Annotated in this window: 20 protein-coding genes and 1 pseudogene; 13 read left to right on the top strand and 8 right to left on the bottom strand. The window is 65.8% G+C overall.

What is annotated here, in order from left to right; genetic code table 11:
* Positions 1-138 precede the first annotated feature (138 nt).
* Positions 139-1,641, bottom strand: coding sequence for a helicase HerA domain-containing protein (locus C7I87_RS25165; RefSeq protein WP_149906753.1), 1,503 nt, complete (start codon positions 1,639-1,641; stop codon positions 139-141).
* Between the two features lie 563 nt (positions 1,642-2,204).
* Between C7I87_RS25165 and C7I87_RS25160 the strand changes: the two genes are divergently transcribed.
* Both C7I87_RS25160 and C7I87_RS25155 read left to right on the top strand, forming a co-directional pair.
* Positions 2,205-2,513 (top strand): hypothetical protein, encoded by a 309-nt coding sequence (locus C7I87_RS25160; protein WP_015316958.1) that lies wholly within the window; start codon positions 2,205-2,207, stop codon positions 2,511-2,513.
* Between the two features lie 160 nt (positions 2,514-2,673).
* Positions 2,674-3,045 (top strand): endonuclease domain-containing protein, encoded by a 372-nt coding sequence (locus tag C7I87_RS25155; protein ID WP_149906752.1) that lies wholly within the window; start codon positions 2,674-2,676, stop codon positions 3,043-3,045.
* 79 nt (positions 3,046-3,124) lie between these two features.
* Here the strand turns inward: C7I87_RS25155 and C7I87_RS25150 are convergent, their stop codons facing one another.
* The 3 genes from C7I87_RS25150 to C7I87_RS25140 all read right to left on the bottom strand — a co-directional run bounded on the left by C7I87_RS25150 (position 3,125) and on the right by C7I87_RS25140 (position 6,094).
* Entirely contained in the window at positions 3,125-3,955 is an 831-nt protein-coding gene (locus C7I87_RS25150) for an aldo/keto reductase (RefSeq protein ID WP_149906751.1), read from the bottom strand.
* 85 nt (positions 3,956-4,040) lie between these two features.
* Positions 4,041-4,673 carry a Vgb family protein gene (locus tag C7I87_RS25145; RefSeq protein ID WP_149906750.1) on the bottom strand — a complete coding sequence of 211 codons (633 nt, stop codon included), beginning with the start codon at positions 4,671-4,673 and terminating at the stop codon, positions 4,041-4,043.
* A 200-nt stretch (positions 4,674-4,873) separates the two neighbouring features.
* Entirely contained in the window at positions 4,874-6,094 is a 1,221-nt protein-coding gene (locus tag C7I87_RS25140) for a helix-turn-helix domain-containing protein (protein ID WP_149906749.1), read from the bottom strand.
* 270 nt (positions 6,095-6,364) lie between these two features.
* Between C7I87_RS25140 and C7I87_RS25135 the strand changes: the two genes are divergently transcribed.
* The 3 genes from C7I87_RS25135 to C7I87_RS25125 all read left to right on the top strand — a co-directional run bounded on the left by C7I87_RS25135 (position 6,365) and on the right by C7I87_RS25125 (position 8,117).
* Entirely contained in the window at positions 6,365-7,111 is a 747-nt protein-coding gene (locus C7I87_RS25135; RefSeq protein WP_149906748.1) for a DUF899 domain-containing protein, read from the top strand.
* 115 nt (positions 7,112-7,226) lie between these two features.
* Positions 7,227-7,490: a hypothetical protein gene (locus tag C7I87_RS25130; RefSeq protein ID WP_149906747.1), complete on the top strand. Its 264-nt coding sequence runs from the start codon at positions 7,227-7,229 to the stop codon at positions 7,488-7,490.
* 354 nt (positions 7,491-7,844) lie between these two features.
* Entirely contained in the window at positions 7,845-8,117 is a 273-nt protein-coding gene (locus C7I87_RS25125; protein ID WP_149906746.1) for a hypothetical protein, read from the top strand.
* A gap of 59 nt (positions 8,118-8,176) precedes the next feature.
* On the opposite strand, the gene C7I87_RS25120 is transcribed toward C7I87_RS25125, so the two are convergent.
* Positions 8,177-8,803, bottom strand: coding sequence for a TetR/AcrR family transcriptional regulator (locus C7I87_RS25120; protein WP_149906745.1), 627 nt, complete (start codon positions 8,801-8,803; stop codon positions 8,177-8,179).
* 251 nt (positions 8,804-9,054) lie between these two features.
* On the opposite strand from C7I87_RS25120, the gene C7I87_RS25115 reads away from it, so the two are divergent.
* From C7I87_RS25115 to C7I87_RS25090, 6 genes and pseudogenes are all read left to right on the top strand, one after another.
* Positions 9,055-9,552: a (2Fe-2S)-binding protein gene (locus C7I87_RS25115; RefSeq protein ID WP_140809919.1), complete on the top strand. Its 498-nt coding sequence runs from the start codon at positions 9,055-9,057 to the stop codon at positions 9,550-9,552.
* Positions 9,549-10,607, top strand: a complete 1,059-nt coding sequence (locus tag C7I87_RS25110) for an FAD binding domain-containing protein (protein WP_149906744.1) — start codon at positions 9,549-9,551, stop codon at positions 10,605-10,607. The genes C7I87_RS25115 and C7I87_RS25110 overlap by 4 nt, the downstream gene beginning before the upstream one ends.
* Positions 10,597-12,855 (top strand): xanthine dehydrogenase family protein molybdopterin-binding subunit, encoded by a 2,259-nt coding sequence (locus C7I87_RS25105; RefSeq protein WP_149906743.1) that lies wholly within the window; start codon positions 10,597-10,599, stop codon positions 12,853-12,855. The genes C7I87_RS25110 and C7I87_RS25105 overlap by 11 nt, the downstream gene beginning before the upstream one ends.
* Before the next feature lie 90 nt (positions 12,856-12,945).
* The gene (locus C7I87_RS25100) at positions 12,946-13,428 is read left to right on the top strand and encodes a (2Fe-2S)-binding protein (protein WP_149906742.1); all 483 of its coding nucleotides are present in this window, start codon (positions 12,946-12,948) and stop codon (positions 13,426-13,428) included.
* Positions 13,425-14,408, top strand: coding sequence for an FAD binding domain-containing protein (locus C7I87_RS25095; RefSeq protein WP_149906741.1), 984 nt, complete (start codon positions 13,425-13,427; stop codon positions 14,406-14,408). Before C7I87_RS25100 ends, C7I87_RS25095 begins: the two co-directional genes overlap by 4 nt.
* Positions 14,405-16,713 (top strand): annotated as a pseudogene (locus tag C7I87_RS25090) (xanthine dehydrogenase family protein molybdopterin-binding subunit). The gene C7I87_RS25095 and the pseudogene C7I87_RS25090 overlap by 4 nt, the downstream one beginning before the upstream one ends.
* Positions 16,714-16,758: 45 nt before the next feature.
* Here the strand turns inward: C7I87_RS25090 and C7I87_RS36125 are convergent.
* Positions 16,759-17,154, bottom strand: coding sequence for a zinc-binding dehydrogenase (locus C7I87_RS36125; protein ID WP_246696404.1), 396 nt, complete (start codon positions 17,152-17,154; stop codon positions 16,759-16,761).
* Positions 17,106-17,765, bottom strand: coding sequence for a zinc-dependent alcohol dehydrogenase family protein (locus C7I87_RS25085; protein ID WP_246696402.1), 660 nt, complete (start codon positions 17,763-17,765; stop codon positions 17,106-17,108). The genes C7I87_RS36125 and C7I87_RS25085 overlap by 49 nt, the downstream gene beginning before the upstream one ends.
* A 96-nt stretch (positions 17,766-17,861) precedes the next feature.
* Between C7I87_RS25085 and C7I87_RS25080 the strand changes: the two genes are divergently transcribed.
* Entirely contained in the window at positions 17,862-18,791 is a 930-nt protein-coding gene (locus C7I87_RS25080; RefSeq protein ID WP_149906740.1) for a LysR family transcriptional regulator, read from the top strand.
* A gap of 41 nt (positions 18,792-18,832) precedes the next feature.
* On the opposite strand, the gene C7I87_RS25075 is transcribed toward C7I87_RS25080, so the two are convergent.
* On the bottom strand, positions 18,833-19,891 hold the full coding sequence (locus tag C7I87_RS25075; RefSeq protein ID WP_246696401.1) for a helix-turn-helix transcriptional regulator: 1,059 nt from the start codon (positions 19,889-19,891) through the stop codon (positions 18,833-18,835).
* 379 nt (positions 19,892-20,270) lie between these two features.
* Here C7I87_RS25075 and C7I87_RS25070 point away from each other — a divergent pair, with 379 nt between their 5' ends.
* Positions 20,271-21,131 carry an AraC family transcriptional regulator gene (locus C7I87_RS25070; RefSeq protein WP_246696400.1) on the top strand — a complete coding sequence of 287 codons (861 nt, stop codon included), beginning with the start codon at positions 20,271-20,273 and terminating at the stop codon, positions 21,129-21,131.
* Positions 21,132-21,181: the final 50 nt, after the last annotated feature.

The following is a 21,181-nucleotide window of genomic DNA, read 5'->3' as shown; positions in this document are numbered from 1 at the left end:
GTGTCATCACGCTCCAGTAAAGGGGCGCCCGCAGTCGCACGGTGCCGCACTCACCGAAAAAGATAAGCGACCGCGCCCCGGCCGGTCTTGCCAGGATGCCTGCCGGATCAGACCGAGGTTGAACGCTTCATAGCCCTCTCACAGCGCCAGGCTCCCCTGCTCCGCCCCCTCGGCGTTGGGGTCGCCCGGTGCGGTGGCCCAGGCGAGTTCGACCAGCGTCACCGTACGCCGCCCGGCGCCGTCGAGCTGGCAGACGATGAGGCCCTGCTCCTCGATATAGGTGAGCAGCCGCCGGGCCCGGCGCATGGAGTGCGAGCCATAGGCGCGGGCGATCGCGCCGTCGCTCGGGCACGGCCAGCCCTCCTTCGCCGCGCGCGCGATCATCATGAACACGCCCTGCATGTCCTCCGGCAGCAGCGAGGCACGCACCGAGACATCCCGCCACGCACCATCCTCGGCCATGTCGGACCCCACCCCGGCGCGGGCGCGTGTTAGCATGCGGCGGAATTCCTGGAGATCGGGCACCACCGAAGCCAGCCCTTCGATGCGGCAGCGTACGACGAACTCCTGGTAGAGGGCGCCGATGACGCGAAATCCCGCATCGGGTTCGGCCAGGATGGCGCGCAGGATGCGGTCCATCCGCTCGCGCCGTTCGGCCAGATCCTGAGCGCTGGGCGCCGGCTCCGCCGGTTCGGGGCGGATGTCGCGCGGCGCCGATTTCGCCGCCATCAGTTGCTCCAGCAGATCCGGCGACGCCACCCGGCGCGGCGCGCGCATCGTTTCCGGCGGCGGGGCGGCCAGGATGATGGCGCGGGCATCCTCGAGCGCCGCCTCCGGCAGCGGCATCAGCCTGGGCGTGCCGTTGCGCGGGCTGGTGTCGGTCGGGCCGATGCGCAGGCCGAGCGGCCGGCGCGACAGCGCTGGCCCGAGCGCCATGAACTGCCCGCGCTCCAGATCGCGAAAGGCTTCCGCCTGCCGTCGCTCCATGCCCAGGAGATCGGCGGCGCGCGCCATGTCGATGTCGAGGAAAGTGCGGCCCATGAGGAAGTTGGAGGCTTCCGCCGCGACGTTCTTGGCGAGCTTGGCCAGCCGTTGCGTGGCGATGATGCCGGCGAGCCCCCGCTTGCGGCCACGGCACATCAGATTGGTCATGGCGCCGAGCGAGAGTTTGCGCGCCTCGTCCGACACTTCGCCGGCCACCGCCGGCGCGAAAAGCTGCGCCTCGTCGACCACCACCAGCATCGGGTACCAGTGGTCGCGCGCGACCTCGAACAGCCCACCGAGGAAGGCGGCGGCGCGCCGCATCTGATTCTCGGCATCGAGCCCTTCGAGGTTGAGCACGCTCGAGACACGGTGGATGCGCGCCCGCTCGCCGGCCGCCTGCAGGCCGCGCTCGGTATGCTCCTCGGCATCGATCACCAGATGGCCGTAGCGTTCGCCCAGCGAAACGAAGTCGCCTTCGGGGTCGATGATGGTCTGCTGCACCCAAGGCGCGCTCTGCTCCAGGAGTCGCCGCAGCAAATGCGACTTGCCGGAGCCCGAATTGCCCTGCACCAGAAGGCGGGTCGCCAGCAGCTCCTCGAGATCGAGGTTCGCCGGAGCGCCCGCCGTCGTGTGTCCCATCTCGATCGCAACGGTCATGCCAGACTCACCAGCTCCTTCGCAGACGGACTTACCAACCCGACCGCGGCCCGTCGAGCGTGGCATGGCCGGCGATTCGCGTTGCGCACAGCCGAGAGAACGATGACGAGGCCGCGATGGACCGCCGAAAACTGGCAGGCCCCTGGCGTTTAGAGCCCTGGCCTGTGGATAGTAACCACCTGTTCACCATGGGCCGGCGTTCCGATTGCGGACACTAGGCATCCGCCTAACCTGACCCTGCATCGTGCCCCAACGTGATGCACCCAACGCCCCAAATGGCGACCGGCGTCTTCAAGTTCTTCTGTGTACGCGCCGGTCGTCAGTTCTGTCCGTCATGTCATCGCATCCTGCGGTGGTACCGGCGGCAGATGCGGTGCGGCCCCCCATCGAAGGAATCACACCAGGCGTCGACGGCCTCGAGCTGGCGATACCAGCGTACATTCCCCGCGGAGCAGACGGAACGAGCAGTCCGATTGAAACAGGGGGGGTGGTGCAAAGTTTGGGTTGACCGCCTCCGATGGCGAGGCGACACTTCATCCCGCAGCAAGGCAGGAGGAAAAACGATGGACGAGCCCGACCGCTGGCGCCACATGTCCAGCGCGCCAAAAGACGGCAGCCGGATACTCGTTACGGTCCGCCCGTCCGAACAGGGACCAGCGGAAGTCGACCTCGCCTACTGGTCACGCGCCGATCAGTTCGGTGACGAAGGCTGGCGCGCCTCCGATTCCTCGCCCGGCCGCGTCGTCGAATACGCCGAGCCGGAGCTGAAATGCTGGATGCCGATGCCCTCGGCCAATCTCAGCCGGGGCGCCTCGATGCCGGCGCCATGGGAAGGCGACGACGCGCAACAGCTGGACGGGTCGGGAATTTAGCGCGCCGAGGCGAAGCTGCCAATCTCCCCCCTCGTGGGGGTTGAGGAGTGATCTGCGAAGCGGACGGAAAGCCAATTGCTTGGCTTTCCGAACGACGAACGTCCGGCAGGACAGAGGGGGGCGCCGTAGAGCGCCAACCTCAATCACAATCGAAGCTGCCATGCCGCACACGCCATTGCCCCCACAAAACCGCGCAAACGCTCGATCGATGCGTAAGGGCATGACCGACGCGGAATTGAAGCTCTGGAATGAACTTCGCGCGCATCGGCTGATGGGGCTTGGCTTTCGAAGACAATTTCCGATTGCCGGCTATATCGCCGACTTTACGTGCCCGCAGAAGAAGCTCGTCGTCGAGCTCGATGGATCGCAGCATGGTGATGCAGATCTTGCAGTGAACGACACGGTCAGGACGAAGCGTCTGGAGCAGAACGGCTGGACCGTGCTGCGATTCTGGATTGACGATGTCATCCACGACATCGACAATGTCTGCCAGCATATTGTAATCATGGCGGGTTTGGGTGATACGGACTGAGAGGCCGGCGGGACAATGCCCCCCCTCTGCCCTGCCGGGCATCTCCCCCACGAGGGGGGAGATTGGCGGCTTCACTCCCTCAGAACAAAAATGCTGCCGTCGCCGGGTTCGGGCCGTTACGGCCGTCGGCCGAATCCATGCCGCCGATCGTCTCGAGGTCCTGCGCGTCCAGTTCGAAATCGAACACATCGAAATTGGCGGCGATACGGTCCTGGCGGACCGATTTCGGGATGACGATCAGCCCTTGCTGGAGATGCCAGCGGATGATGGTCTGCGCGGCGGACTTCCCGTGTTTGCGGGCAATGCCTGCTATGGTCGGGTCGCTCAGCAAGCGGCCGCTGCCCAACGGGCTCCAGCTTTCCGTATGGATGTCGTGACAGGCGTGAAACTCCCTGAGATCACGCTGCTGGAAGCGCGGATGCAGCTCCACCTGGTTGACGACTGGTGTCACGCCCGTCTCGCCGATGATGCGCTCCAGATGATCCCTGTTGAAATTCGAAACGCCGATCGACTTGATGCGGCCGGCCTGCTTCAACTCGACAAGCGTCTTCCAGGCCTCGACATATTTATCCTGGCCGGGCACCGGCCAATGGATCAGGAACAGGTCGAGCTGCTCGACGCCTAGCTTCTGCATCGTGTCGTCGAAGGCACGAAGCGCTGCGTCGCGCTGGTGGGCGCCGTTGCGCAGCTTCGAGGTGATGAACAGGTCTCTTCCCGGCACGCCGGCGGCGCGGATCGCCTCGCCGACGCCTTCCTCGTTCTGATAACCCTGCGCGGTATCGATCAGCCGGTAGCCGGCCTCGATCGCCCAGCCCACCACCTGCGCGGTGATGTCGTGATCGACCTGCCACACGCCAAGGCCAAGCTGGGGGATGGCGGCGCCGTCGTTCAACGTGATCTGTTCGGGCATGATCTGGTCCTTTTGCGGGGGGATGGTCCAGCCTATCTAGGCTCGACATCGCGCAGCGGCCAGTCGCCGGGGAAAATTCGTGGCCTCATTTCGGCCGGCGCACCGCCCTCACCACGCCGGCGTTTCCGCTGCCGCAGAAGAGGCGGTCGCCGCCATCGGATTCCAGCCCCGAGACGCCCATGCCGGCAGGCATGTCGAGCTTCTCCAGAACCTTGCCCGTCCGTGGATCGACACGGCGCAGATCGCTTTCGTCGCCTTCCCAGGTGGCGTGCCACAATTCGCCGTCGACCCAGGTCACCCCAGTGACGAAACGGTTGGACTCGATGGTGCGCAGGATCGCCCCGGTCTCGGGATCGATCTGGTGGATCTTGCGCTGGCGGTGCTGCCCGACCCACAGCGTGCCCTCGGCCCAGGTCAGCCCGGAATCGCCGCCATTGCCGGGGGCCGGAATGGTGGAAAGCACCTCGCCCGTATCGGGATCGATCTTCTGGATGCGGTCCTTGGCGAGCTGGAAGAAATGCCGGCCGTCATAGGCGGTGCCGGCATGTGCCGCGACATCGATCGAACGCAACACCTGTCCGCTCTCCGGATCGAAGGCATTCAGCCTGTCGCCCGAGGCGAACCAGACGTTCTTGCCGTCAAAGCTCACCCCGGCCACCGTATTGGCACCGGGAAAGGGTCCGTATTCCCTCAGGATTTCGGCCGCTGAATGTTTCATGTCTTGATCCTTTAGTGGGGTCGTCATCCCGCTGACCTTCGGCTCGGAATCATGTTCCAAGGTGTGTAGAGATTCAGGTCAGGCCGCGCCGAAAATGGTGGCTTCCGAGAACCGGAGCGGAGCGTACTTTTCGTACGTGAGCACCGGAAGCGCAGGAAGCCGCCGTTTGCAGGCCGGCCTCACCTGAATATCCGCACACCTTAGCCGTTGGGCAGCGGCGCCGGGAGTAACAAGGTGGTCGTGAAACCCGCCACCGGCGGCGTCATCCAGCGGCGCGCCCGGCCATGGCCGAAGGATTGCACCTTCCCGGCCTCGGCAAGCGGCTCGAGCGCCCGCTGCACGCTGCGCTGGCCGGTTCCAAGCGCCAGCGCCAGGGCCGAGCTCGACCAGGCCTCGCCATCGGCCAGCAGGGCCAGTACGGCCGCGTGCCGTTCCTCGATCGGCCGCGCCAGCACCATCACCGCGCGCGCCTCGCGCGGCGCCAGCGTGAAGCCATGCTTGGTGGCGCTGATGCCGGCCAGTGCGCGAAGCTCGGCGCGCAGCCGCCCGATCTCGACGCGCAGGCGCGCGCGATGCGATTCATCGGCGTGCCTGCCGCCGAAGGCCCGCGCCACGAGTTCTCCCCGCGACACATCCCCGGGCCAGGCTTCGGCGAGCGTCCGCGCCAGCGAAAACAGCACCGGCCGGCTTGCCAGCGAGATCGTGACCCCGCCGCTGCGCACCACGTAGCGGAAAGCATCGACGACCAGCGCCGGCGATCCCTGCAAGGCCTCGACCTCTTCGAGCAGCAGCGGCTGCTCCCTGCCCTGCACGATCAGCCGCGCCGCGGGTGTCTCCAGCGCCAGCCATGCGCTGTCGACCTCCGCGATGAGGCCGGGAATGCCGGCCTTATGGGCGGCATGGCGTGCCCACTCCAGCGCCGCGCGCGCCGGCCTGGTCCGCAGGCGCCGCATGGCGATGCCGGCGACGGCGAGCTCGTGCGCGGCCCTGGCCGCCGGCGGAAGCGGTGCCGGGTCGAGCCCTGCCAGCACATGCTCGGCCTCGTCGAGACGGCCGATCAGCAGCAGGCGGCGCACCTTGAGATGGCCGGCATGCGCCGCGTTCAGCCGGTCGCCATGCTTTTCCAGCGCCGTGCGGGCCGCGTCGAGCGCCTTGGCCGGCCAACCGAGATCACGCGAGACCAGCGCGATCTCGGCCTCGGCGACGACGCATCTGGCGCGCGCCACCGCCTCTTTCGGGCTGAAGGCGCGCGCGGCCCGCCGCAACAGGAGCTTGGCGCGGTCGAAGTCGCCGAGCTGCGCCATGGCGATGCCGCGCAGCGCCAGCGCCGGCGCGTCTTCGCGCAGGGCGACGCGGTCGAGCGCGCCGAGCGGATCGCCGGTCGCCAGCGCCAGAGCCGCCGCGGTGATCAGCGAGTCCATTCAAATCCCGTCACACTTGTAACTCCCACCTCGGCGCTGTGCCGCCCTAACTTACGTCAGTACCGTCCGCCAGCAAGCAAGGGAGAACCAGAAAATGCCTGCCTCCACCGACCTCGACCTCGACGCGCCGAATGATACGGCCAGGCACGCCGCACGCCACCCCTGCTGCGCCGGGCCGGAACTCTCGGATTCCGCCGCGCCTGCGGCTCCCCGACATCCCCAGGCAACACCACACCGCAACGATGCCTCGACTGGCAAAGGAGAAGACCAATGACCATGACGATGAAGACCCCACCGATCGTTTCACGGCAAGACTGGGAAGCCGCGCACCAAAAGATGCTGGTGAAGGAAAAGGCGACGATGCGCGCCAGGGACGCGCTGTCTGCCGAACGCCGGCGCATGCCATGGACGGAAGTGGACAAGGCTTATGTTTTCGAGGGACCCGACGGCAAGGTAAGCCTGCTCGACCTGTTCGAAGGCCGGCGCCAGCTGATCGTCTACCGCGCCTTCTTCGAGCCCGGCGTCTATGGCTGGCCTGAGCACGCCTGCCGCGGCTGCTCGCTCGGCGCCGACCAGGTCGGTCACCTCGCCCATCTCAACGCCCGCAACACCACGCTTGCCTACGCCTCGCGCGCCCCGCAGGCCGACATTGCGCGGCTAAAGGCGCGGATGGGCTGGGATATCCCCTGGTATACGATCACCGACAGCTTCGACAAGGATTTCGGCGTCGACGAATGGCACGGCCACAACGTCTTCATCCATGATGGCGACCGCATCTTCCGTACTTACTTCATCAACAACCGCGGCGACGAGGCGATGGGGACCGTCTGGAGTTATCTCGATGTCACCCCGCTCGGCCGCCAGGAAGTCTGGGAAGACTCGCCCGAAGGCTATCCCCAGACGCCGCTCTACAGCTGGTGGAACTGGCACGACAACTACGATGCCGGGGCCGACAAGAAATGGGCCGAAGTGTCCGCCGCCGGCGAGGCCGCGTTCCGCGACAAGGGCGGCCAGTAGAAACCTTCACCAGAGCGCCCGGCTCCACCGCAAGCGGCGCCGGGCCTCATCGGAAGGCGGGGGCCTCCCGGCTGGTGCCAATAGCGTAACCGCACTCCATCAAGTGAGAAGGACCATGAGCAACATCGATACGTCCGCCCACGGCGCCGGCGAAACCGCAAACACCCTTGGCATGGCCGACTGGCTGTGCCTCGCCGCCGCACCGACCTTCGCCCTTATGGCGCTGCTCACCTGCGTCTCCGGCGGCGACGGGGCGATGCTGTGCATGGGCTCGTCCTCGCCGATCGTCGGAATGCCAGCCATGTACCTCTTGATGAGCGCCTTCCATCTGGTGCCCTGGCTGCGGGTGATATCGGGAAGACAGGCGGACCGGGATTGAAGCATGCCGCCTGAGATACGCGGCGGTCCCGGGTGACGATATGCACAAAAACAAAGGTTTAAGCGCGTCCCTTGAATCTGCGCGCTAGGCACCTCAACCGCCAACGCAAACCATCGAAAGAGAAGAAACCTTGGCGACACAGGCAGGCGCGAGACATGGTCCCGCCAAGGACTCCCTCCTGGTGCGCCCTCGACGAGAACCACCGCCCCGACGCCGATGGCGCCGAAGGCGCTCCAGAAGCGCATAAGCAATTGCTAATTGACAGGTAGAGGGAAACGGCGCTCACTCGCTCGCGAAGGTGGAGCGCTGCGAAAGGCGGGATTTCGACCGTCGGCGTCACCTTGGGAGGAGGCCATGCCGACAGTCGTTGCCCACCACAACATCACCAAAGATGCCAAGCACTGGCTCAATTCACCCAAGCGGGCGGAGCTTTTCGGTACGCTGGGGGTTACCAACATCCGCACATTCATCGATCCCCAGAACCCGTCCCGGGTGGCGGTGATGATGGACGTTCCCGACATGGCTAAGTTGGCGGGAATGATGCAGAGCAAGGCTGCCGCCGATGCGATGGCCCATGACGGCGTGGTGCCGGAATCCCTCGTGGTCCTGGTCGAAGCGAAGGCGTAGCCGCCGCGACGTCTGGGCTTTGCCTGGGATCAGTCAAGCCCAGCTCTTCGGTGTTGAGATCATACGCCCGGCTTTGTCCTCACGGCCCCGAACCGCAAGCCGTCCATCAACAGCTTGACCAGCCGGCGCGAGCGGTCGCGCCATTCAGGCGTGTCGGGTGCCGAGTAGATACCGCCCAGCGCATGCAGCACGTCGGAAGCATCGACGTCGCCGCGGATCGTGCCGTCGGCCACCGCCGCCTCGACCAGTTGCCGCAAGGCCTGCGACACCCGTCCCGACGTGTCGGAAAACAGCGTCGAATTGGTGGTGAACAGGATACGCAAGCTGGTCGCCAGGCCGCGCTTGGTGGCGATATAGTCGACGAAGCGGTGCATCCATTCTTCCAGCGCGACATCGGAGGGATGTTTTGCCGTAAGCTCGCCGGCGGCGGCGCACAGCGCCTCCGCCTCGCGGCGGTAGACCACCTCGACCAGATGCTCGCGCGTCGGGAAATGCCGGTAGAGCGTGCCGATACCGACGCCGGCGCGCCGCGCGATCTCCTCCAGCGAGGCGTCGATGCCGCGCTCGGCGAAGACTGAAGCCGCCACCTCGACCAGCCGGTCGCGATTGCGCCGCGCATCGGCACGCAACGGCTTGTCGGCGGCAGCGGGTTTTTGGTCGACAGTTGTAACGGGCTCAAAAGCCAATTTTTTTCTCCACCAGGGATATGGGGGCTTGAACCATGCCTGGCCAGCCCCCACGTAGATAAACGGAGGCACCTCCGCTTTTAGTGGAGAACCTTCATCATATAATCGGGAGCCCGGTATGTCACGTCTTTCGAAGCTGCAAGCTGTCACCTTCCCAACCCGCGTCGGATTGGCTGTCGCCTGACCTTGTCCTTCTCTGCCAGAGCACCAATTCATTCCCCTCAGCGTCAAGCAACTGGAGCCAGACGCCCATGACCACCCTTCCCCTCTCGCTTACCGTCAACGGACACCACCATGAACTCGAGGTCGACACCCGCGTCACCTTGCTCGACCTGCTGCGCGAGCGGCTTGAGCTCACCGGCACGAAGAAGGGCTGCGACCGCGGCCAGTGCGGCGCCTGCACGGTTCTGGTCGATGGCAAGCGCATAAACTCCTGTCTCGCGCTGGCGGTCAGCCATGACGGCGCCGAGGTGCTGACCATCGAAGGTGTCGCTCACGGTGAAGAACTGCATCCGGTGCAGGCCGCCTTCATCGCTCATGACGGTTTCCAGTGCGGTTTCTGCACACCCGGCCAGATCATGAGCACGCTCGGCCTGATCGCCGAAGGACAGGCTGGCGACGATCCCGAGCGCATCCGCGAGGGACTGAGCGGCAACATTTGCCGCTGCGCCGCCTATGGCGGCATCGTGGAGGCCGTCCTGGAGGCCCAGCAACAACTTGCCAGAACCGACCGGAGGACCGCGGCATGAGAGACTTTGATTACTTCAGGCCGGCCACCATTTCCGACGCCGTTGCGGCGGCCGCAGAGCCGGGTTCGGCCTATCTCGCCGGTGGCACCAATCTGCTCGACCTGATGAAGGGTGGCATCACCAGCCCCGAACGGATCGTCGACATTAGCCGCCTGCCGGAACTCAATCGCATCGAAACGCTCGATGATGGCGGCTTGCGCATCGGCGCGCTGGTCCGCAATGCCGATCTCGCACACGATCCAGCCTTCGCCAAGGCCTATCCGGCGGTGGCCGAAGCGCTGCTTTCGGGCGCCTCGGCGCAGCTTCGCAATGCCGCCACTGTCGGCGGCAATCTGTTGCAGCGCACGCGGTGCAGTTACTTCTACGACACCGCCAGCGCCTGCAACAGGCGCCAACCCGGTTCCGGCTGCTCGGCACTGGGCGGCGAGAACCGCCTGCACGCCATTTTGGGTTGGAGCGATGCCTGCATCGCCACCCATCCCTCCGATTTCTGCGTGCCGCTGGTCGCGCTGGACGCCGTGGTCGAGATCGAGGGCAAGGAAGGCCGGCGCCATGTGACGCTGGAGGAATTCCACCGGCTTCCAGGCGACACGCCGCAGCGCGAGACTGTGCTGCAGCCGGGCGAACTGATCGTTGCTGTGCGGCTGCCGGCGCAAGCAGCGTCCTTCGCCTCTCACGCCCGCTACCTGAAGGTGCGCGAACGCACCTCCTATGCCTTCGCCGTCGTTTCGGCGGCCGCGGCGCTTGTCGTCGATCGCGGCAAGATCCGCGGTGCGAGGCTGGCGCTCGGCGGCGTGGCAGCCAAACCGTGGCGCGCGCGTTCGGCGGAAGCGGTGCTGCTCGGCGCCGATGCCGACGAGGCGAGCTTCGTTCGCGCCGCTGATGCCGCGTTGGCCGACGCCAGCCCCTCCGGCGACAACGCCTTCAAGATCGAACTTGCCCGCCGCATTGTCGTCAGGGCGCTGACGTCCGCTCTTGCCGGAACGCCCGCTGTTATGCCCGCGCTGCCTGCTTCCCCCTTTTCCTCCCTTCCCGGAGTGCGTCATGACGCTTGAACTCGGCCTCAACCAACAGCCCGCCCATACGCGACAGGGCTCCAGCATCGGCCAGCCGCTGACCCGCCGCGACGGATTCTTGAAAGTCACCGGGACGGCGCGCTACGCCGCCGATAACCACCCGCCCGGCATGCTCTATGCCGTGCTTGCCGTCTCGAGCATCGCGCGCGGCCGGGTCGTTTCGCTGGATATCGAGGCGGCCAAGGCGCATTCGGGCGTGGTCGAGGTGATGACGCCACTGAACCGGCCGGCGCTCGCCACCGATCCGGATGCCAAGGACCATCCCTTCATGTTCCGGCTCGACCTGCTGCAGAACGACGGGGTTCGCTATCCCAACCAGAGCATTGCCGTGGTGATAGCGGAGACGCTGGAAGCGGCGACCGAAGGGGCGGCGCTGCTGTCGCCGCGCTATGAAACGGAGCCGGCGCGCGTAGGTCTCGACGGCGCCGAAAGTTTCGTGCCGCGCGGTGTCGGCGTCGGCAATCCGGCGGTGCAGCAGATGGGCGACGTCGAGGCCGGCCTCGAATCGGCAAGGACGCGGATCGAGGCGACCTACGAGACGCCGGCCCAGTACCACAACGCCATGGAGCCCCACGCGATCGTCGCCGCCTGGGATGGCGACCGTCTGTCGATCGACACGCCAAGCCAGGGCCTTGCCATGGCGCAGGGCCGCATCGCCGGCCTGTTTGGCATCGCGCCGCAAAACGTCCACATCCGCAGCCCGTTCCTGGGTGGTGGTTTCGGCTCCAAGGGCATGATTTCCGGGCCGCAGGTGCTGGGCATACTGGCGGCGAAGCTTGTCGGCCGTCCGGTCAAGCTGGTGCTCCGGCGCGAGCAGATGTTCGGCCCGGTCGGTCATCGCGCCCCGACCCGCCAGACATTGCGCATGGGCATGGATGGCGAAGGGCGGCTGACCGCGATTTCCCATCACGCCAGGACCACATCGAGCACGTTCGACGATTTCTTCGAACCGGCGGCGGATGCCTCGCACACGCTCTATGCCAGCCCGGCCATCGCCACCTCGCACGATGCCGTGCGGCTCGACACCGGCACGCCGCTGTTCATGCGGGCCCCCGGCGAAGCCACCGGCTCGATCGCGCTGGAAAGCGCCATCGACGAGGCAGCGCATGCCTGCGGCATGGACCCGCTGGAATTCCGGCTCAGGAATTATGCCGAAGTCGAACCGATGACCGGCAAGCCGTTCTCGTCCAAGGCGCTGCGCGAATGTTACGAACAGGCGGCCGAGGCGTTTGGCTGGGCGGGCCGCCCGCTGGAGCCACGACGGATGCGCGACGCGGACGGTTACCTCACCGGCTGGGGCATGGGCACGGCGACGTTCCCGGCCATCATGTTCCAGGCCGAGGCCCGAGCCGTGCTGAGGGCCGACGGCAGCGGCTTGATGGAGACCGGCGCTCAGGACATGGGGCAAGGCGCCTGGACGGCCTTTGCCCAGATTGCAGCCGATGGGCTGGGGCTCGACATCGACCAGATCGATTTCAGGGCCGGCAGTTCCGACCTGCCCAATGCGGGCATCGCCGGCGGTTCGGGCCATACGGCGACCGCCGGCATGGCCATCCACAATGCGGGTGCGGCCGTCATCGCCAGACTTGCCGATCTCGCCACCCGCAACGAGGCCTCGCCCCTGTTCGGTGCCGGCAATGAAGGCGTGCTGGCGCGCGGCGGACGCCTCTATCGGCGCGACGACGAAAGCCGCGGCGAAAGCTACACAGAGATCCTCGCCCGCGCGGGCCTTGCCGAGATCGAAGGCCATGGCAAGGGTGCTCCGGATCCGACGTCGCAGGAGGCCTATGCCAAGCACGCACACGGCGCCGTCTTCGCCGAGGTGAAGGTCGACCCGGATTTAGGCCAGATCCGCGTCACCCGGCTGGTCGGCGCATTCGCTGCTGGACGGGTCATCAATCCGCGGCTGGTGCGCAGCCAGTATTATGGCGGGATGATCTGGGGCGTTTCCTTCGCGCTGCATGAGGAAGCCGTCACCGACCGGCGCTCCGGCCGCATCCAGAATGCCAACCTCGCCGAATACCATGTCCCGGTGAATGCCGACGTGCCGTCGGTCGAGGCGCTGCTGGTTCACGAGGACGACCCTCACGTGAACGCCCTCGGCATCAAGGGCGTCGGTGAAATCGGCATCACCGGCACCGCCGGCGCCGTTGCCAATGCGGTCTGGCATGCGACCGGCGTGCGCCCGCGGCGCTTTCCGATCCGGATCGAGGACCTGCTGGGGTGAGGAGCGGTCCGCCCGAAGCAACGGTTGGATCCTCCCCACCCTAACTCCAATTCATCCCCTCAAGCGTCAAGCAACTGGAGCCAGACGCCCATGACGAGCAAGACCACAATTCCCGTCCATCTCGATATCAACGGCCGGCATCACACGCTGGAACTCGAACCGCGTGTCACGCTGCTCGACGCCTTGCGTGACAGGCTCGGCCTGACCGGCACCAAGAAGGGCTGCGACCATGGCCAGTGTGGCGCCTGCACCGTCCATGTCGACGGCGAGCGCGTGCTGGCCTGCCTGACGCTGGCTGCGCAGGCCGAGGGCCGCACCATCACCACCATAGAGGGGCTTGCACGGGAGGGCGAATTGCATCCCGTGCAGGCTGCCTTCCTCGAGCAGGACGCCTTTCAGTGCGGCTATTGCACGCCAGGCCAGATCATGTCGGCGGTCGCCTGCATCCGCGAGGGCCACGCCGGATCGGACGAGGAAATCCGCGAATACATGGCCGGCAATCTCTGCCGCTGCGGCGCCTATCCGCACATTGTCGCCGCCGTGCGCCAGGCAGCGCTGGAGGTCGCGTCATGAGGGATTTTTCCTATCTTCGCGCCACCTCGGCCGACGCCGCCCGCCAGGCGGCCACGCTCCCCGGCGCCATGCTGCTCGCCGGCGGCACCACGCTGATCGACCTCGCCAAATGCGGCGTCGCCGAGCCCGACATGCTGGTCGACATCACCCATCTCAGGGGGCTGGACCGGATCGAGATCGACGAGCGCGGCGCCATCCTCGGCGCGCTCGCCAGAATGGGCCATGTCGCCGACCACGACGACATCAAGAGCCGCTTTCCCGCCATCTCGGAGGCGCTTTGGCAAGCGGCCTCGGCGCAGATCCGCAACATGGCGACCATCGGCGGCAATCTGATGCAGCGCACGCGCTGCCCCTATTTCCGTGATCCCTCGAATTTCGCCGCCTGCAACAAGCGTGTATCAGGCAGCGGCTGTTCGGCAATCGGCGGCGTTACCAGGGGCCATGCCGTGCTTGGCACCAGCGAAGCCTGCATCGCCATGTATCCCGGCGACCTCGCCACCGCGCTCGTCGCCCTCGACGCAACGGTTCATCTGGGCGATCGGCGCATCCTGGTCGATGACTTTTTCCTGCTGCCCGGCACGACGCCGGACAAGGAACACGCGATCGAGCCGGGCGAGATGATCACCGCCATCGAAATCCCCTCTTCCGCCGCGGCCCGCCGCTCGACCTACCTGAAGATCCGCGACCGGCAGTCCTACGAATTTGCCGCGGCCAGTGCCGCCGTCGGGCTCGAATTGGAATCCGACGGACGCACCATCCGCGACCTTCGCGTGGCGCTTGGTGGCGTCGCGACCAAACCCTGGCGGGCGCATGCCGTGGAAGCCGCGCTGAAAGGCAAGGTGCTGGAGCCGAACGCCGTGCGGACCGCCAGCCTGCTCGCCGTCGAGGGTGCCGTCGACCATGGCGCCAACCGCTACAAGATCGAACTCGCGCCGCGCGTCGTCGCACGGGCTATTCTCAAGATGGGAGAAACGGCATGACCGTTCACAACATCAGAGTTGGTGAATCGAAACGGGGCGATGCGTCCGACGGCGGCGTGGACGCGGTCGGCGGCCGGCTGTCGCGGGTCGACGGCCCGGCCAAGATCACGGGTGCCGCCAAATACGCCGTCGAGCAGCAGCTCGAAGGCCTCGCCTATGCCGTGCTGGTCGAAAGCACGATCGCATCCGGCAAGGTGATCGCCATCGACAGCAAGGCGGCCGAGGCAGCGCCGGGCGTACTCAAGGTGCTGACACCGGACACGATCATCAGCCTGAGAACCGCCTCTGACTGGTTCGGTACCCCGCCGCCCGACAAACCCTACTGCCCGCTGGCGCGCGACATCACTTTCTCGGGCCAACATGTCGCCGCAGTGGTCGCCGAGACGTTCGAGCAGGCCGTGGCCGCCGCAGCGATGGTCAAGGTCAGTTACGAAGAGACGCCGGCCATCGTCGACCTCAGCGACGGCAAGGCCGGCGACGGCATTCCGGTCGACGCCATGACCAAGGAATGGGGCGACGCGGCTGCCGCCTTCGCCTCCGCCCCGGTACGGATCTGCGCCGCCTACAACACGCCGCGCGAATACCAGGCGCCGATGGAACCGCATGGCCTTATCGCCCGCTGGGAAGGCGACCACCTCACCGTGTGGGAGCCGAGCCAATGGCTGGACGGCATGGCCCGCACCTATGCCGAATGGTTCGGCCTGCCGTTCGAGAATGTGCGGCTGGTGTCGCCCTATATAGGCGGCGGCTTCGGCTCCAAGGCGCTGGCGCTCGGTCATGGCGCGATTGCCGCAAGTGCCGCGAAAATGCTCGGCTGGCCGGTGCGGCTGGTGATGACGCGGCCACAGACCTTCACCGGCTATGGCGGCCGCGCCGCGACGCGCCAGACGGTGACGATCGGCGCCGAGCATGACGGAAAAATCCAGTCGATCGTGCATCGCGGCGTCAACGAGACATCGATCGAAGGCATGTGGGTCGAGCCGCTGGGCTCGGTCACCTCGATCATGTACGCGACGCCGAATTTCTCCTCGAAGCAGAATGTCGTGCGGGTGAATTCGGTGGTGCCGGGCGCCATGCGCGCGCCGGGCGAGAACCCATCGGCCTTCGGCATCGAAAGCGCCATCGACGAACTCGCCTACGAGGTCGGCATCGATCCGCTGGAAATCCGGCTGCGCAACTACGCCGAACAGGACCCGCACGCGAAAAAAGCCTGGTCGACCAGGCAGTTGCGCGAGGCTTTTGCAGTGGGCGCCGACCGCTTCGGCTGGGCCAGGCGCACGCCTGAGCCACGCTCTATGCGCGATGGCAACCAGCTGATCGGCTGGGGCGTCGCCGCCGGCACCTATCCGGTGCGGCGCGCCTATGGCGAAGCGATCGTGCGCATCCTGGCCGATGGTTCGGTCGAGGTCGAAAGCTCCTCGATCGACATGGGCCAGGGCACCTACACAATCCTGGCGCAGACCGCCGCCGAAACGGTCGGCGTGAGCGCCGACGACGTCGTGGTGAAACTGGGCGACTCCCATTTTCCCCGCGCCGGCGTTGCCGGCGGCTCGCGGCTGGCCGGCGTAATGACCGGCGCGGTTTATAAGGCGGCGACCTCGGCGCTCGACCAGCTGATCGGCCTGGCGATCAGCGATCCGCGCTCGCCCTTCAACGCGCTGCAGGCCAACACTTTGGTCGTCGCCAATGGCCGCATCGGTTCGCCACGCGGCGAAGGCCCCGATGTCTCGATCGCCGAACTTCTCAAAAGCGTCGGCCGCGACCGCATCGAAGCGACCGGCGACACCATGCCGGCCATTCGAGCGCCGAGGATCGCTACAAGAACTACACCACCATCGCCATGGCGCTGCCGCACACCGAGGGCGACTATTCCCGCCACTCCTGGTGCGCGCATTTCGTCGAGGTGCGCGTCGACGAGGATTTCGGCACGGTGCGGGTTTCGCGCGTGGTGTCGGCGCTGGATTCGGGCCGTCTCTACAATCCGAAGCTGGCCGAAAGCCAGTGGAAGGGCGGCATCATCATGGGCATCGGCCAGGCGCTGCTCGAAGAAGGCATCATGGACCGCCGCCACGGCCGCATCGTCAACACCAACCTCGCCGATTACCTCGTCCCGACCAATGCCGATATTCCCGACATCGAGGTGATCTCCGTCGGCATCCCCGACCTGCACTCCTCGGTGCTCGGCGGCAAGGGTGTCGGCGAACTGGCGATCGTCGGCATGGCGCCGGCCATTGCCAACGCGGTGTTCCACGCAACAGGCAAGCGGATCAGGGATCTGCCGATCACGCTGGAGAAGCTGATCTGACGGTGAAGCGAATAATCTTCCCCCAAATGGGGGAGATCGGCTGCTTCACCACTCCAGCCCGAACACCAGCTTGCCGAAATGCAGGCCGCCGGCGGCCATATGGGCGTAGGCTTCGGTCGCCTCATCAGGTGAAAACATCTTGTCGACAACAGGTTCGATCCGGGCCGCGCCGATGGCGCGGGCGGCGTCGAGAAGATCCGATACGGATCCGGTGTTGTTGCCGATCACCTTCAGCGCCTTGATGATGATCGGCAGCAGATTGATGGTGGCCTCGGCGCCGGTGACGAAGCCGATGGTGAACAGCGTGCCGCCGGGCGCGGTGGCGTTGACGGCGCGGGCGAAGGTGGCGGTGCCGCCGGTCTCCACGATAAGGTCGGCGCCAAGGCCATCGGTCAGTTCGAGCACCTTGCCGTCCCAGTCGGGCTTCGCGCGGTAGTTGATGAGATGATCGGCGCCGAGCGCCTCGCCCGCTCCAGCTTTTCGTCCGATGACGAGGTGATGATGACCGTGGCGCCGGCGGCCTTCGCGAGCTGCAGGGTGAAGATCGAGACGCCGCCTGTGCCAAGCAGCACGACCACCGAGCCTGGCCCGACATCGGCGGCGCGGATGGCGTTCCACGCGGTGGTGCCGGCGATCGGCAGCGTCGAGGCCGCCTCGAAGGAGAGATGCGCCGGGACCGGCACGAGCGAATTGGCCGGCAGCGCGACATATTCGGCCAGCGACCCCGGCAGCGAGATGCCGCGCATCTGCGTCATCTCATAGGGCCGCGGCCGGCCACCGATCCAGCGCGGCTTGGCATGCGCGACGACGCGATCGCCGGTGCCGAATATCGTAACGCCCTCGCCCAGCGCGACGATCTCGCCGGCACCGTCGGCAACGGGGATGAGCGGGAAGCTCGGTCCGGGATAATTGCCGCTCGCCACCGCGTCGACGAAATTGAGGCTCGCCGCACGCTGGCGTATCAGCACCTCTCCGCGCTGCGGTTCGGGGGTAGCAACGGTAGCGGCGCGGAAGGCGTCCAGCCTGGGCTGGCTCAGTTCGATGGCTTTCACGGTTTGACTCCGGTCAGACGATGGTCGATTGAGTGAACCTATTTGCTGCGCTATCTCTGGATAATCCTTGTTTTCTGCAATTGAGAACTGTGAAACATGCAGCAATCTCACGAACCCGCGGCCCTTGCCGAGATGGCCGCCTTCGCCGCTATCGCGGAGGCGCGCTCCTTCACTCGCGCGGCGGCGCGGGTCGGGCGCGACGCGACCATCCTGTCGCGGCGCTTGCAATCGCTGGAGACGCGGCTGGGGGTAACGTTGCTCTCCCGCACGACGCGCAGCGTGTCGCTGACCGAAGCAGGCGCTGAATTCCTGGTGCGTGTGCGCGCCATCCTCGCTGCCGTCGACGAGGCCGAGGCCGTCGCGTCCGCGCATGCGGGTGGCCGCCCGCGCGGCCTGCTCAGACTGGCGCTGCCCGGCACGTTCGGGCGCATGTGGATCGGGCCGCTGCTGCCTCAGTTCCTTGCCGAATTTCCCGATATCCGCATCGAGGCCGAATTCTCCAACCGCTTCACCGATCTGGTCGCCGAAAACTTCGATGTCGCCGTGCGGCTGGGCAGCCTGGAGGATTCGCGCCTGGTGGCACGCAAGGTGGCGACGCGACGCCGTCTGCTCTGCGCCGCTCCCTCCTATCTCGCCAGCAGGGGCACGCCGGAGACACCGCAAGCGCTGCTCGACCATTCCTGTCTGGGCTTCTCGGGCTTCCAGACCTTTCCGGCCTGGGAGATGACCGACCGCGAGGGCCGGCGCGCGCACGTCGAGGTTTCCGGGCCGTTGGTCACAGACGATGCCGAGGTGCTGGTCGAAGCCGCCGTGCAAGGCCTCGGCCTGATGATGAGCACCGACTGGCTGGTCGGCCGTGAGCTTGCCGACGGACGGCTGGTACCCGTGCTGGAGGCGTGGACGCTGGCGGACGAAGGCGCGGTCTATGTCGTCACGCCCTCGGCCAAGGGAAAAGCCGCCAAGACCCGCGCCTTCGCCGACTGGATCGGCAAGCGCTTCGCGCCGGAGCCGCCCTGGAGGGGGTAAAGCCTCTGACCCGCTGGCGGTAGAGACCACGCGCTCCGCCTTCAGGGTCCATGAGCCGCCAGCGGCGTGCCGATGTCCGACACGAGTTTGACGAGGTCGGCTTGGCGTCTCGTGCCGGTTTTGGCGAAAATTCGATTGAGGTGGGTCTTCAAGGTGTTTTCACCGATGCCGAGCGACAACGCGCTCTTGGAGGCTGACAATCCGCTGCCGATCCGCAGCAGCACCCGCGCCTCCGCGGGTGTAAGGTCGAACAGCGTGGTCAGAACGGCCTCCGGGAGGGGAGAAGCCGATGTCGTCGTCGATATGAACACAGCCGCGCATGCTGGCCGGAAAACCGCGCGCGCCGTTCCTTCAGTTAGCGGCAACACATAGGCAACGGCGGGCGGCTGGCCCTGGGCCGAAACAGGCAGCCCTATGCCGCGCGCGCCAAGCGAAGCATCCGCGCTCGCCGCACTGGCGATCGCGTCCAGCAGGGCGCGGGCCACCATCGAATTCTGTGCCTGGAGCAGGCCGTTCCTGGAGAGAATGGGACCCTGCACCGAAAACATCTGTTCGGCTGCCGCATTCGCATGGAGGATTGCCCCATTGGCGTGGGTAAGCACGACAGGCACAGCCAGATGGTCGAGCGCCTGGCGATAAAGATGGGTGGTGACGCGGCCCTGGTCGAGCAGGTCGCCGATCAGCGAAGCACGGCGCAGATGCGGCGAGAGCAATGCCAGGAAATGCTGCTCCTCGATCGAAATACCTCCCCTGCTGGCTCGGGTGGTGCAGCCCAGAAGCCCGATTCGGTCCGGCGTATGAACGAACTTGGTGATGCAAGCCTCGCGCAGCCCCTGTGGTTTGGCCCAGTTCTGAAAAAACGGCGTCAGCTGGAGTTCGCTTTCGCTCATGAGCGACAACGTCGCAACGGGCCGGTCGACATCGCCGACGACCGCTGCCTTCAGTCCGGGAATTCCATCAAAGTCATAGTCTTCCTCGAGCACCCGCATCTGCACGGGATCCCAAGGTGACTGAGCCGCGAAACGGCCGCTATTATGGGCGGTGCCGGCAAGGGCGATGGTGGTATAGGCCGCGTCGACGGCTTTCGTGATGTGGGTCATGACTCCGGCCCAGCCTTCCGGGTTCAAAACGCAATCATAGATATCGCCGATAATCGAACTCAGGACTTCGCTGCTCAGCCTTTCCACCACACCTCCAGGCACGCCCCGATCTCGCCTCGGAGGAATTTGTGACGTCATACTTTTGGATGACGCCAGTCGCGGCCGCTCTCGACTATGGGTTCAACTTGATCGCCTGAACGCCAGTGTTGCCGGTTATTGTCGCAATGGAAAGCATCGCGTTCGATATTTTTAAGCCGTGGATACTTGTCGAGGTACCCCATTGTCTCGAAAGACGGTGTTTTCATCGGCTCGGTTGTCACCACATCTTGACGAACGCGAGCGATCTTCCCTGTGGCAAGACGTCCGTGTCGCGGAAATATTGTCGGTCGAATACGGCAGTCCGGAAAACCTGCCGTTCGAAGCGCCCATCGAGGCCATGGCTGTCGGTTCAGTGGTTCTCGGTCGGATGTCCGGAACCATCAAGCACGCGACAAGGAAAGCTAGCAACATCGCCAATGACGACAGTGACGGCTATCTGTTGCTGATCAACAAGGCCGACACCGTGTTGTCAGGGGTAGAGGTCGGCCGCGAATACGCCGTCGGTCAGGGAGAGGCCGTGCTTGTCACTGCATCGGAAGCTCTGAAAATGACCTGTGCCGGCAGCAATGTCTGGACGAATGTGGCGGTCCCACGCGCGATCCTCCTGCGTGCCTTCCCGCAGATCGATGACAGGCTGGGGTTGAAGATCGGCGCCGACAGCGAAGCCCTCGATCTTCTCAAACGCTATTGCCTGCTTCTTGAAAGCGGCAGCCCGCTTGGCTCGGCGGATCTGATCACGCACGCGACGGACACGATCGTGGATCTGATCGGCCTGGCGACCGGCGCGAAAGGTCGGGCTGCTGAACTGGCCGGGCTTCGAGGCCTGCGCGCTGCCAGGCTGGAGGCCGTCCTGGCGAGGATCGCCGAGGATTTTATCGATCCCGGCATCTCCGCCCAAAGTGTCGCGCAACAACTCGGCCTGTCGGTGCGCTATGTCCACGACCTCCTTCAGGAGACGGGAATGAGCTTCTCCGAACGCGTTCTCGAACTGCGTTTGCAGAGCGCCCACAGGATGCTCTCGCACTTACACAGCGACATGCGGGTCAGTGACATCGCCCTGACAAGCGGATTCAGCGACGTATCGTACTTCAACCGCTGCTTTCGTCGCCGCTTCGGCTATACGCCGACAAGCGCCAGATAAGTTTTGCAGCTTTCGGTCCGATACCAGCCCGTGCGAGGCCGATTCCGCAG

The organism is Mesorhizobium sp. SARCC-RB16n, from assembly GCF_008520305.1.
Taxonomy (GTDB): domain Bacteria; phylum Pseudomonadota; class Alphaproteobacteria; order Rhizobiales; family Rhizobiaceae; genus Mesorhizobium.
This window is presented reverse-complemented; position numbering and strand designations above follow the sequence as displayed.